The sequence below is a fragment of the Streptomyces sp. NPDC101132 genome (genome assembly GCF_044759225.1).
Classification (GTDB): Bacteria; Actinomycetota; Actinomycetes; order Streptomycetales; family Streptomycetaceae; genus Streptomyces.
Genome location: NZ_JBIVYX010000009.1, coordinates 152,911 through 166,171 on the forward strand (window position 1 = coordinate 152,911; position 13,261 = coordinate 166,171).

Here is a 13,261-nt window from a genome sequence, read left to right on the forward strand (position 1 = left end):
CTCCACCTCCGGGCACCGGACCGCCTCGGCCGCCTCGGCCTGTGAGCCCGCCCGGGGCACTCACCAGGCCAGACCCTCGAAGGCGTCCAGGTCCGGTTCCGGTCCCGCCGCGCCGGGGCCCTGCGCCGCCCCGGTCAGCGGCAGCTCCGCCCAGATCACCTTCCCGCGCTGCGTGTAGCGCGTACCCCAGCGCTCCGCGAACTGCGCCACCAGGAACAGGCCCCGCCCGCCCTCGTCCGTCGTGGCCGCGTACCGCAGGTGCGGGGAGGTGCTGCTGCTGTCCGACACCTCGCACACCAGCGAGCGGTCCCGCAGCAGCCGCACCCGGATCGGCTCGCCGCCGTACCTGATCGCGTTGGTCACCAGCTCGCTCAGGATCAGCTCGGTGGTGAACGCGATCTCCTCCAGGCCCCACTCGGCCAGCTGCCGCGCCCCCGCGTTCCGCACCGTGCCCACGGCCGCCGGGTCGGACGGCACGGACCACTCCGCGACCTGCTCCGCCTCCAGCCGCCGGGTCCGCGCCACCAGCAGCGCGATGTCGTCGGTCGGCTCCTGCGGCAGCAGCGAGTGCAGCACGTCCGCACAGGTCTGCTCGGGGGAGCGGCCCGGATGGGCCAGCGAGGCACGCAGCAGGGCGAGCCCGCTCTCCAGGTCCCGCTCGCGGTCCTCCAGCAGCCCGTCGGTGAACAGCACCAGGCTGCTGGCCTCGGGCAGCGTCATGGCGGCCGACTCGTACGGCATGCCGCCCAGCCCCAGGGGCAGCCCCGGCGGCACCTCCGGGAAGTCCACCGCGCCGTCCGGGGCGACCACCGCCGGACCCGGGTGCCCGGCGCGGGCCATCACGCAGTGCCCGGTGGAGGGGTCGTAGACCGCGTACAGGCAGGTCGCACCCGTGATGCTGACCCCGTCCCGGGTCTCGTCCTGGTCGATCCTGGCGACCAGCTCGTCCAGGTGCCCCAGCAGCTCGTCGGGCGGCAGGTCCAGGGTGGAGAAGTTGTGCACCGCGGTCCGCAGCCGGCCCATGGTGGCCGCCGCGTGCAGCCCGTGCCCCACCACGTCGCCCACGACCAGCGCCACCCGCGCCCCGGGCAGCGGGATCACGTCGAACCAGTCGCCGCCCACCCCGGACTGGGCCGGCAGGTAACGGTAGGCCACGTCCACGGCGTTCTGCTCGGGCAGCACCCGCGGCAGCAGGCTGCGCTGGAGCGTCACCGCCATCGTGTGCTCCCGCGTGTAGCGGCGGGCGTTGTCGATCGACACGGCGGCCCTTGCGGCCAGCTCCTCCGCGAAGGACAGGTCCTCCGGGCCGAAGGGCTCGGACGCGTCCGTCCGCCAGAAGTTCACCAGCCCCAGCACCACGCCCCGGGCCTGGAGCGGGGCCGCGATCAGCGAGGTGATGCCGTACTGCAGCGCGTCCTCGGCGCCCTCCGGGTCGTGCTCGCGCCAGCCGTGCGCCGCCTTCAGGTCCGCCTCCAGCACCGCGTGCCCGCCGTCCAGGGCCTGGGCCATCGGCGTGCGCGGCGAGACGAACCTGATCAGGTCGCCCACGGGCTGCAGCGGCTGGTCCGAGCGGACGCCGTGCAGCGCGGTGCGGCGCATCTCGCTGTACGAGCCCGAGGGCTCGTCCCCGTTCAGCACCGGGTCCAGCAGCTCCACCGTGACGAATTCGGCGAACCGCGGCACCGCCACCTCCGACAGCTCCTCGGAGGTCCGCACCACGTCCAGCGTGGTCCCGATCCCCACACCCGCCTCGTACAGCAGCTGGAGCCGCCCGCCGGCCACCTCGGCCCGCCCGGTGAGCGCCGCCAGCTCCGTCGTGTCGCGCAGGGTCATCACCGAGCCCGAGTCCCGGCCCTGGGTCGTGGTGGGCCGGACGTTCACCGCCAGCAGCCGGTCCCCGGCCAGGTGCACCTCGTCCGTGGCCGCCCGCCCCGACTCCAGCAGCTCCACCGTGCCCGGGGCCAGGCCCAGCTCGCCCACGTGCTTCTGCTCGGCGTCCGGCGGCAGGTCCAGCAGTCGCCGCGCCTCGTCGTTGGCCAGCAGCAGGCGCCGGTCCGGGCCGATGATCAGCACGCCCTCGCGCACGGCGTGCAGCACCGCCTCGTGGTGCTCGCTCATCCGGGCCATCTCGACGGGCCCCAGGCCGCGGGTCTGCCGCAGCAGCCGCCGGCTGACCAGCGCGGCCCCCGCGGTGGCCAGGACCAGGGCGCCCGCGGCGGCGCCCAGCAGCAGCGGCAGCTGGCCCTCCACCACCTCCGCCACGTTGCGCACCTCTATGCCCGTGCCGACCAGCCCGACCACCGTGCCCCGCTCGTTCCGCACCGGGACCACCGCCCGCACCGCGTCGCTCGGCTCGCCGGTGAAGACCTCGGTGAAGGACTCCCCGGCCGCCGCGCGGGTGACGTCGGCGGCGCGCTGCCCGATCAGCTCGGGTCTGGAGTCGGTGTAGCGGGTCCCGTCGACGCCCATCACGGCGACGAAGTCCACGCCGGACGCGCGGCGCACGGCCTCCGCGCGCGGCTGGAGCAGGGCGGTCGGGTCGGGCGCGAGGAGGGCGGCGGCCACTCCGGGGGCCCGCGCGAAGGCCTCGGCCACCGCGAGCGTGCGGTTGCGGGCGTCGCGCTGGCTGTCGTACCTGGCCTGCAGGACGAGCGCGAGCGCGCCGACCGCGACCAGCAGCACCACGATCAGCGCCTGGAGGGCGAAGACCTGCCCGGCGACGCTGCGCGGCTTCGGCCCGGGCGTCACGGCAGGCTCCGGGCGATCAGCAGGGCCACGTCGTCCAGGTCGTCGGCCTGCCGCAGCGCGTCGAGGAGCAGGTCGCAGGTCTCCTCCAGGGGCCGGTGCTGGGCCCCGTCCAGCAGGGCGACGAGGGCGTCCATCCGCTCGTCGATCGCGTCGTGGCGGGTCTCCACCAGCCCGTCCGTGTACAGCACCAGCAGGTCGCCGGGGGAGAAGGGCACGGTGACGGTCTCGAAGGGCACGCCGCCGACGCCCAGGGGCGCGCCGCTGGGCACGGCCACCAGCCGGGCCGGCCCGTCGGCGGGGACCAGGGCGGGCGGCAGGTGCCCGGCGTTGGCGATGAGGCAGGTCGCGGAGTGCGGGTCGTGTACGGCGTACAGGCAGGTGGCGATGTAGTGCTCCAGGCCCGTGGTGATCCGGTCGAGGTGGTGCAGGACCTGCGAGGGTTCCAGGTCGAGGTCGGCGAAGGCGCAGGTGGCCGTGCGCAGCCGGCCCATGGTGGCGGCCGCGTCGATGCCGCTGCCCATGACGTCGCCGACCACCAGGGCGGTCTTGTCGTCGGCCAGCCGGATCACGTCGTACCAGTCGCCGCCCACCTCGCTGGAGGCGTACGCGGGACGGTAGCGCGAGGCGATCTCCAGGCCGGCCTGGGGCGGCGGGCTGCCGGGCAGCAGGCTGCGCTGGAGGGTGACGGCGGAGTTGCGCACGCTCTGGTACCAGCGGGCGTTGTCGATGCTGACGGCGGCCCGCGAGGCCAGCTCGGAGGCCAGCACCACGTCGTCGTCGTCGAAGGGCAGCGGGTTGCGGGCCCGGATCAGGCCGAGCGTGCCCAGCACCTCGCCGCGCGCGATCAGCGGCACCGCCAGGTACGAGTGCACGCCCGCCCGCTCCAGCAGCTCGGCGGCCTCGGCGTTGCGGGCGATCCTGGCGAGGTCCTCGGGTCCGGCCCGCGGCACGAGGACCGGCCGGGCGGTGTGCACGCAGCGGGTGACGATGCGGTCGGCGCCGTACATGGCGAGCTCGCCCGTCCGGTCGGGGGCCAGCAGCGCCTCCGTGGGATAGGCGGCCTTCACCGCGAGGGCCCGGAACAGCTCCGGACCGCTGTCCGCGGTGCCGAGGCGGCGCAGGGACAGCACGGAGTCCAGCACGTCCACGGTCGTGATGTCGGCCAGCTCGGGGACCGTGACCTCCGCCAGCTCGTCGGCGGTGCGGCGGACCTCCAGCGTCGTGCCCACCTTGGCCGACGCGTCCGCGATCAGGGCCAGCCGGCGGCGGGCCCGGTCGGCCTCCCGCGAGGCCCGGTGGCGTTCGGTGACGTCGACCACCGAGATGGCCACGCCGAGGACCCGGCCCTGCGCACCCTCCAGCCGGTAGAACGAGACCGACCAGGCGTGCTCGGTGCCGGGGTCGCCCGGGAGGGCGCCCACGGCCTCCTGGTCGAGCAGCGGCGTGCCCGTGTCCAGCACGTGGCGCAGCGCCCGCTCGACCCGGTCGATGTCGAGGAAGGGCAGCGTGTCGCGGACCCGGCGGCCGATGTGCTGGGCGGCCGGGATGCCGTTGATGCGTTCCAGCGCCGGGTTGACCAGCACGTACCGCAGGTCGGTGTCCATGAGGGCCAGGCCGATCGGGGACTGGGAGACGAGCCGCTCGGACAGGGCGAGGTCGGTCTCGACGCGCTGGACGGTGGCGTGGTCGGCGGCGATGCCGAGCGCGTACACGTCGCCCATCCCGTCCGTGAGCCGCATGTTGCGGAACTCCACGAGGCGGGTGCTGCCGTCCTTGTGCCGTATGGGGAAGGCGCCGGCCCAGCTGTCACCGCTGCTGATGACCTCGGAGAAGAGCCGGACGACCAGGTCCAGGTGGCGTTCGTGGACGAGGACCTGGGCCGCGTACCGGCCGAGCGCCTCCGCGGCCGTGTAGCCGAAGAGCTCGTCCGCCTGCGGACTCCAGAACACGATGCGGCCGTCGGCGTCGAGCACCACCGCCGCCACACCGAGTACGTCGAGCAGCCCCATGGGCTCCGATTCGGCTGTCACCCGTGCACTCCCTCCGCCGGGAGGGTGTCGCCCGATGGAATCAGTGGCCCGTCATCCGGGGAGCTCGGTGCGTTCCCACCACTCGTACACCGGCAGGCGGCCCTCCGGGGTGTCCTCGTGGCGCACCGTGATCCTGAAGTGCTCGTACCCGCCGCGGTGCGGGATCTTCAGTTCCTGGCCGGGCGGGGTGACCGGGACGACCCGCTGGGAGAGGTCCGCCGGTCCGCCCTCCAGCCATGCCTTGCTCGTCATGTTCCCAGTCTTCCCGGACGGGGCGCCCGGCGCATGCCGGGGTGGACCGGACGGGCGCCGTCCGGGGCCGGGACACCGTGCGGCGGGCTCGCACCGGCGGGGGCGCTCGCACCGGCCGGCGCCGTCAGACCCGCACCAGGCCGGCGATGTGCGAGGTGATCATGTCGAGCAGGTCGGCCACGGCCTCCGCGTCGCCGAGGACCAGGTAGTTCAGGGTCAGTCCGTCGGTCATGGCGGCGAGGTAGCGGGCGAGTACGGGCACGGGCACCCGGAGTTCGAAGCCCATCACGCCCCGGAGCTGCTCGATCAGCTCGGCGAAGGTGTCGCGGTACAGCTCGTGCTGGCGCCTGGCCAGCTCCTCGAAGCCCGGCTGGCGCAGGGCGTACTGCGTGAGCTCGTAGGTGAGCATGTGCTCGCCGGGGTGGGCGGCCACGTGGTCCCAGTACGCCTGGAAGCCGGCGCGCACGGTCTCCTGGAGGGTGGCCCGGGGCCGCAGCGCCTCCCGCACGCGGGAGACGGAGTGCTCGGTGATGGTCTGGATGACGGCTTCCAGCAGGGCCTGCTTGGAGTCGAAGCAGTAGTGGAAGACGCTCAGCGACACGCCCGCCTCGGCGGCGATGGACCGGGTGGTGGTCCTGGCGACCCCGTCCCGGGTCATCGCGCGGATGGCCGCCTCGGTCAGCTGGCGTCGCCGCTCCGCCGAGGGCAGGCGTGTCATCTGGGCTCCTTGCTTCCGTGCCGTTCTCGGTGCTGTCGTGCCGTGTCGTGCCGTGCCGTCCGGTGCCGGACCGGGATCAGGCGCTGTAGGCCCCGACCTCGTAGAGGGAGTAGCCCCAGCCCGTGCCGCGCTGCACGCCCTGCACCCGCAGGTAGCGGGCCGGAGTGGCCGCGAAGCGCGCCGTGTCGAGGCCGCCGTCACCGTCGGACGTGGACCACACGGTGGTCCAGTGCGAACCGTCGGTGGACAGCTCGATGCGGTACGCCCTGCCGTACGCCCGCTCCCAGTCGAGGGTCACCCGCTTGACCAGGCCGGTGGAGCCGAGGTCGACCTGGAACCACTGGCCGTCGCTCCACTCGCTGGCCCACCGGGTGCCGGTGTCGCCGTCGAGGGCCCGGCCGGGCGCGTAGCTGACGAAGGGGTTCCACCACTCGGTGGAGGAGGCCGCGGCGGGCCGGCCGGCGGCGAGGTTGACGCCCGCCTTGTGCTTCTCCGACGCGCCCCAGGTGGTGAGGTAGGACTCGGCCCCGCGGAAGAGGTCGTCGACCACGTCCTGGCCGCCGACGAGCCGGACGTCCTCGATCCAGTCGGGGACCAGGCCGTAGTGGGAGGCCCCGTCGGTGTTGAGGTCCCAGGTGCGCTGCCCGGTGGTCACCTTGTCGATCACGGAGCCGCCGTCGGTGCTGCGGAACGGGTACTTCACCGGGTTCGGGGTGCCGGCCCCCCGCGGGCCGGGCCAGCCGCCGACGCCGTTCATGTCGGTGCCGTAGCCGTAGCCCACGCCGTATTTGTCGCGCAGCGCGTCCTTGGCCTTCGCCTCGGCGCTGAAGCCCTCGGCGCCGTTCATGTACTGGGCGGCGAACCCGCCGAGCTTGTAGAGGCGCTCGGTCCAGCTGCTGTCCATCCAGCTGTGCGAGGAGATGGCGCCCGGGTACGACTCGGACTCCATGATGTCGAAGGCGCGGCCCGCGGCCTTGACGCTCATGTGGTCGAGTTCGAGCATCATCTTGCGCTTCATCATGCCGCGCACGGCGTACTCGCCGAGTTCCGTGAGTCCCCGGGTGTTGCACTGGGCGTCCGCCGCGTACGAGGGGACCGCGACGCCCTCGGGGAGCTTCTGCTCCGCCGCCGGTGCCGCGCCGAGCCCGATCGGGTTGTCGTGCTGGGGGCCGGCGCACTTCTCGGTCTTCCAGAAGGTGCCGGTGGACAGGAACTGGCCCACGTTGATGGCGGTGCCGAGGGCACCGGAGTCGAAGCGGACCCCGCACAGGGCGTTGTCGAACTTGTGGCAGAGGAACATGCTGCGCACGCCCAGCTGGTACAGCTCGTCCAGGCCGCGGTCGATGTCGTCCCTGCCGCACTGGGCGATGTCGAGGATCTGCTTGCAGCCGAAGGGCTCCGAGGTCTCCACGCCGAGCACGACGGCGAGCTTGCCCTGCGCGATGACCTCGCGCGCCTGGGCGCTGTCGGTGACGATGCGGAACCAGCCCTTGCCCGGGCCGCCGTACATCTTGTCGACGTAGGCCTGCATGTCGTACGTCTTGCGGGCCTGGAGCCGGATCGAGGTCATCTCGTCGCAGCTGCGGTCCTTGAAGAAGTAGACCGAGCAGATCACGCCGTTGGTGACCAGGTCGTTGACGAGGACGCGCTGGCCGCCGCGCCAGGCGCGCTCCACCCAGGCGTAGTACGTCTGCTCGTGGGTCAGCGAGTCGTGGGCCGGCCAGTCCTTGAAGGTGGGCCAGCCGTCGGGGTCGTGCTTGCCGTCGCCGCCCTTGGTGATGAAGTCGAACACCGCGAGGGTGCCGTCGGGGTAGTGCTCGGGACAGTCCTTGAGGGCGTCGGCGATGCCGTCGTCCGAGAAGGGCTTGCCGCAGATGAGCCGTCCGCCGAAGGCCTCGTTCGACATGAGGTGGACGTGCGCGTCGACGAAGCCGCGGATCTCCCCCTTGTCGTTGGTGCCCTTGAACGGCTCACCGGAGACGTTGATCTGGGAGTCGGGGGCGGGCCGGGCGGTCGGGTTCCACCAGCCGGGGTCGGCCGCGGAGCCGGGGTCGGCGACGGAGCCGGGCGCGGGGCCCAGCACCATCGCCATGGCGGCGAGGAGCAGCGAGAGCACCGCCAGGGGGCGGCGGCGCCCGCCGGAGGGGGTTCGGGTCATGGCGAGACCTCAGGGGGTGTGGGGTGTCCGGATTGGCCGATTGTCATGTACCGATAAATCGTGCTGAGAGAATCCCGACCGGTGAGTAACAAGTCAAGGGTCCGGGACGCTTGACCTGATGGATCGTCATTTCCTCCAACAGGAGTCGAGGCAGCCGCCCCACGGGCCCCGGGCGGTCCGCCGGTCCGCCGCGAGGACGTGTCCGCGCGCTGTCCGAAAACACCTGGACCCGGTGGCCGCGGCCGGTTAGGTTCGCGGGGCACCGCCCGGCCCGCCCCCTGACGCAAAAGGACCTCCGTGCCCCTCCTGCGCACCGCCCGCCCCGAAGAACTCCCCGCGCTCGTCGAGCATCCCGGCGACCCCGAGCGCAACGCGGCCACCCGCGCGTACCTCGCCGGCCTCCTCGACGCCGGGTGTACCCGGCCCGAGTGGTGCCTGGTCGCGGAGGGTCCCGACGGCCGCCCGGCCGGCAGTGTGGTCCTGTGGACCCTCCCCGGGGAGGAAGTCCCGCTCGCCGTCGTCCTGTTCGAGGCGCCCGAGGACGAGCCCGAGACCGGCACCGCCCTGCTGGACGCGGCCGCCGGCCTCGCCCGGGAGCTCGGTGCGGCCGACCTGGAACACGTCGTGGACTCGCCCGCGCAGGCGCCGCAGTTCCAGCGGGACCCCGAGCGCCGCGGCGGACTGCTGCGCGCCGCCGGCTTCGTGCCCGTGCGCGACGGCCGCCGCTTCCGGCTGGCGGTCCCGGCGGAGCTGCCCGCCGACGACCCCCGGCTGACCTTCCGCTCGCTGGCCGAACTCGGGCCCGGGCCGTTCCTCGCGGTACTGGAGGAGTTGCTCGCCGACACCGCCGACGCGCGCCTGGCCGCGGACGTCGCCGAGCACGGGCTCGCCGGCGCGGCCCGGAGGCTCTTCGACGACACCGCCGAACTCCGCCACGAACCCGGCTGGTGGGAGATCGGGTACGCGCCCGACGGCACCCCGGCCGTCCTCAGCCTGCCCGCCGAGAACCCGGCCGTGCCCGTGATCGGGTTCGTCGGGGTCGCACCTGCCCACCGCGGCCGGGGATACGCCACCGCCGCGGTGGTGCGCGGCACCCGGGTCCTGGCGGCCCAGGGCGCCACGGAGATCCGCGGCGACTGCGACGCGGCCAACGGTGCGATGGCCCGGGCCTTCCGGGCCGCCGGGTACGAGAACTTCGCGGACCGGCTGGAGTTCGTACGCGGCCTCTGACCACCCCGTCCGGACCAGCAGCCCCATCCGTCACCGTGCAGTGGCGGAAATGAGTCGTCTTGTCTGGATATGACAGGTAACTGATCGTCTGGTGAGCGGAATTGGCAAAGACCTGGCGCCACGAGGCAACCCCGGCCGCCGACTTGCCGTCCTCGGGGGGCGAGGGAGGTTCCGGAGGACCACCGGGACGCCCCGAGCACACCGACGATGAGGATGACCACCTTGATACGTGTCACACGCGTGGTGACCGCCGCCGCGGCGGTACTCGCGCTGGCAGCGGCGACGCCGGGGCTCGCGTACGCGCAGCCCTCGGCCGCCGCCTCCGAGGGCCGCGGGGGAGCGGCCGACGGCAGCCTCCCCGAGGGCTGGCGGATCACCGGCACGGGGGCCGGCCGGCAACTGGTGTGGACCGCCGACCGGCGCGTGCCCATGGGCGACGCCCGTGTCGAGTTCCACGCGGGGGACCGGCTCCTCGGCGTACCCGCGCCGGGCCCCGACGGCCGCAGCTTCAGCCTTCCGCTCGCCGGCGCGCGCGTCGGCGACGGCCAGGACCTGCGGGTGCTCGCCGCCGGCCGCCGCCTGGACGCCGCGGGCGCCCGCGAGACCCGTACGCCGGACGACGCGCCGGCCGCGGGCCTGCCCGGTACCGCCCTGCCGGCCAACGCCGTCGACCCCGGCAAGCCCGGCTCGTACCGCACCGCCACCGGCGAGTACGCCCTGAAGTCCGTGAAGCTGCCCGGCTTCGCCGCGCCCGTCGAGATGCGCGCCGTCGTGGTGGGCCCGGTGAACGCCCCCGGCACCCGCCCGCTCGCCCTCTTCCTGCACGGCCGCCACTACACCTGCTACGGCGGCGGCCAGCAGACCGGCGACTGGCCCTGCAAGCCGGGCACCCAGCCGGTGCCCAGCCACCGCGGCTACCTCGGCGCCCAGAAGCTCCTCGCCTCGCAGGGCTACACCACCCTCTCCATCGCGGCCAACGGCATCAACGGCCAGGACTGGAACGCGGAGGACGGCGGCGCCCAGGCCCGCTCCTCCCTGGTGCGCCTGCACCTGGCCCGCTGGGCCGAGTGGGCCGCGAAGCGCTCCGAGGCCCCCAAGGCCGTCCGCGACGTCGCGCCCGCCGACCTCGACCGCGTCATGCTGGTCGGCCACTCCCGCGGCGGCGAGGGCGTCAACCGCGCCGCGCTCGACAGCCTGTACACCGCCCCCGCCGACCGCGACGGCTACCGCGGCCCGGTGCGCTGGAAGATCCGCGGCAACGTGCTGATCGGCCCCACGATCTTCGGCCAGAACCCGGTCCCGGACGTGCCGTCCGCGACCATCCTGCCGGGCTGCGACGGCGACGTCTCCGACCTCCAGGGCCAGATCTACGCCGACGGCACCCGCGGCCTGAGCCGCGGCGCCGCCCTGCACAGCTCGGTCTACGTGGTCGGCGCGAACCACAACTTCTTCAACTCCGAGTGGACCCCCGGCCAGTCCAAGGCGCCCTCCGAGGACGACTTCTGGCCCGGCGACACCCCCGACCCGGTCTGCGGCGTCGGCAAGAAGACCCGCCTGACCGCCACGCAGCAGCAGGCCGCCGGCGCCACGTACATCGCCGCCGCGGCCCGCCTGTTCGTGGCCGGCGACGACCGGGTCCGCCCGCTGCTCGACGGCACCGGCCGGCGCGCCCCCTCGGCCGACCCGGCCCGCGTCCTGACCCACGCCGTCGGCGGCAACCGCACCACCGCGGTCCTGCCCGGATCCACCGTGAAGGTCTCCGGCACCGGCGCCCGCATCTGCGCCCAGATCAGCCGCGACCCCGCCAGGACCTGCCTGCCCGGCGAGTCCGGCGGCCAGTCCCCGCACTTCGCCGGCTGGGAGGCCTCTCCCGAGCCCGGCCGCGACGCGGTCGCGCTGCGCTGGACCGCCCCCGGCACGGCGGCCGTGCTCCGCCCCGCCGCCCCGGTCTCCCTCAAGGGCTCCGAGTCCCTGGCGCTGCGCCTGATCGTGCCGCCGAACACCACCGGCACCCTGGTCGACGTGTCCGTCACCGACGCCTCCGGCCGCCGCGCGAAGCTCGGCCAGGTCCGCGCGGACGGGCTGCCCGGCACCGAGCGCACCGCCTCCTACTGGGCGCGTGAGCTGCGCGTACCGCTGACCGCCGCCACCCGCGCCGGCCTCGACCTCACCAAGGTCGCCACCCTGGAGCTGACCCCGCGCAGCCGCGCCGGAAAGGCCTGGCTCATGGACGCCTGGGGCTGGCGCCCCGGCACCCCGGCCGTGCGCGCGGAGAAGCTGGTCCGCCTCGACGTCGGCCGCCTGGAGGTCAAGGAGGGCGACTCCGGCACCAAGACGTACCGCGTGCCCGTCAGCGTCACCGGCCAGGGCACCGCCCGCGTGCGGCTGTTCGTGCCCAACGCCGAGGGGGACAAGGTCACCTCGAAGCTCGTCACCGTCCGCCCGGGCCGCAACGACATCGACGTGCCCTTCTCGGTCACCGGCAACACCCGCTTCGGCCGCGACACGAACCAGGACATCTTCGTCAAGGCCGTGCGCGGAGCCGTGGTGGGCGCCCACCGCGGCGGCGTGACCGCCAAGAACGACGACCCGATGCCGAAGGTCAGGGTCACCGCGGTCGACGACGACGTCACCGAGGGCCAGGCGCTCACCTGGCGCGTCTCCCTCTCCGAGAAGGCCGACGCCGACATCATGGGCGAGTTCGCGCTGCTGCCCGTGACCGGCGGGGCCGAGCTGTCCACCGCCGACGTCGACCGGCGCTGGCTGGAGGAGTGGATGGGCCACGTGCCGGACCCGGCGCGTCCGCTGTCCCAGGCCTTCGAGCAGCCCGCCCTGTACGTCCACATCCCGGCGGGCAAGCTCTCCACGCTGGTCACCGTGCCCACCGTGAAGGACCGGCTGACCGAGCCGAAGGAGTTCCTGCGGGCGCAGCTGCGCACGTACGACGCCGACTGGATGCCGCAGCCGGGGCCCGAGGTCACCGGCACGGTCCGGAACGCCTCGTAACGCGGGCGCAGGTACCGACCCGCACGCACGAAAAAGGGACACCGACCCCCGCGGGGGCCGGTGTCCCGGTGCGTTCGGGGGTGCCGCCGGTCGCGGCCCCCGGCGCGGTCAGCCGGCCGGCAGCGGCGGTACGACCTCCGCCGGGCGCGTGGTCGGCTCGTAGCGCTGCAGGAACGTGGTGCTCGGGACGAGGTCGCGGTGGACGGCGCGGGCGACGGCCTGGATGGTGGCCACGCCGTAGTCCATGGTCGCGTTGTCCTGGGTGAGCACCGTCATGTAGTAGTCGTGCCCGCCGCCCTGGAAGGCGCCGACGCTGTGCACCCGCCAGCCGTGCGTGGCACGCGGCAGCCAGCCGTTCTTGACGTGCACCTTCACGGTGGAGGGGGCGCCGGCCGGGGTGCCCCAGCGCTGCGAGGCGACCACCTGGTTCATCAGCTTCAGGGCGTAGGCCCGGGCGTTGTCGCTGAGCACGGTGTTCTTGCGGGTCAGCAGCGAGAGGAGCTTCTGCTCGTCGCCGACGTTGATCTGCGTGAGGCCCCAGTAGCCGTCGGCGCCCGGCACGGTCCGGGTCATGTCCGCGGCCGCGAGGAAGCCCTTGATCTTGGTCATGCCCAGCTGCCGCCACAGCGCGGTGGTCGCGTTGTTGTCCGACTGGGTGATCATGGCGCGGGTGAGGTCCACCTCGCGCTGGGTGAGGTAGCGGTTCTGCTTCTTCGCGTCCCAGAGCAGGGTCGCCAGGACGGTGACCTTGACGACGCTGGCGGAGTCGAAGGCCGTGGTGGAGCGCAGCCGGCAGCTGGTCTTCGTGGTCCGGTCGTACACGCCGATGGCGACGGTGCCCTTGCGGTTGGCCAGGGCGGCGGTGATGTCACGCTGGAGCTTGGCGGCCAGACCGGCCTTCGCGGAGGTGCAGGCGACCTGCGGCGTGGCGGCGGCGGTGACCGCCGGCGCGGTGCGCGGCGCGGCGGCCGGGCCCGCGGCGGCCGCGGGCGTGGCGGTGGCCACGAGCGGTACGAGGACCCCGGCCGCCAGGCCCGCGGACAGGCCGCGGGCGCGCAGGGACATCCGGTGGTTCATGTGGTGGCTTCCCATCCCCTTGGTCGAGCGGGCGCGCTCCCC

The 13,261-nt window shown here is 74.0% G+C and carries 8 protein-coding genes; 2 read left to right on the forward strand and 6 right to left on the reverse strand.

Annotated elements, in window-relative coordinates; all coding sequences use genetic code 11:
• Positions 1–60: 60 nt before the first annotated feature.
• The 5 genes from ACIQUR_RS21935 to ACIQUR_RS21955 form a co-directional block, all read right to left on the reverse strand.
• Positions 61–2,748 (reverse strand): SpoIIE family protein phosphatase, encoded by a 2,688-nt coding sequence (locus ACIQUR_RS21935; RefSeq protein WP_403666640.1) that lies wholly within the window; start codon positions 2,746–2,748, stop codon positions 61–63.
• The gene (locus ACIQUR_RS21940) at positions 2,745–4,757 is read right to left on the reverse strand and encodes a SpoIIE family protein phosphatase (protein WP_403667215.1); all 2,013 of its coding nucleotides are present in this window, start codon (positions 4,755–4,757) and stop codon (positions 2,745–2,747) included. The genes ACIQUR_RS21935 and ACIQUR_RS21940 overlap by 4 nt, the downstream gene beginning before the upstream one ends.
• 72 nt (positions 4,758–4,829) lie before the next feature.
• Positions 4,830–5,030: a DUF5988 family protein gene (locus tag ACIQUR_RS21945; protein WP_399947964.1), complete on the reverse strand. Its 201-nt coding sequence runs from the start codon at positions 5,028–5,030 to the stop codon at positions 4,830–4,832.
• A 124-nt stretch (positions 5,031–5,154) separates the two neighbouring features.
• Complete coding sequence (locus ACIQUR_RS21950) at positions 5,155–5,748, reverse strand: TetR/AcrR family transcriptional regulator (protein ID WP_403666643.1); 594 nt, start codon at positions 5,746–5,748, stop codon at positions 5,155–5,157.
• Between the two features lie 76 nt (positions 5,749–5,824).
• Positions 5,825–7,906 (reverse strand): discoidin domain-containing protein, encoded by a 2,082-nt coding sequence (locus ACIQUR_RS21955; protein WP_403666646.1) that lies wholly within the window; start codon positions 7,904–7,906, stop codon positions 5,825–5,827.
• A gap of 297 nt (positions 7,907–8,203) precedes the next feature.
• Here ACIQUR_RS21955 and ACIQUR_RS21960 point away from each other — a divergent pair, with 297 nt between their 5' ends.
• On the forward strand, positions 8,204–9,136 hold the full coding sequence (locus tag ACIQUR_RS21960; protein WP_403666649.1) for a GNAT family N-acetyltransferase: 933 nt from the start codon (positions 8,204–8,206) through the stop codon (positions 9,134–9,136).
• Between the two features lie 222 nt (positions 9,137–9,358).
• Entirely contained in the window at positions 9,359–12,142 is a 2,784-nt protein-coding gene (locus ACIQUR_RS21965; RefSeq protein ID WP_403666652.1) for a hypothetical protein, read from the forward strand.
• Between the two features lie 108 nt (positions 12,143–12,250).
• Here the strand turns inward: ACIQUR_RS21965 and ACIQUR_RS21970 are convergent, their stop codons facing one another.
• Positions 12,251–13,219 carry a serine hydrolase gene (locus ACIQUR_RS21970; RefSeq protein ID WP_403666655.1) on the reverse strand — a complete coding sequence of 323 codons (969 nt, stop codon included), beginning with the start codon at positions 13,217–13,219 and terminating at the stop codon, positions 12,251–12,253.
• Between the last annotated feature and the right edge of the window lie 42 nt (positions 13,220–13,261).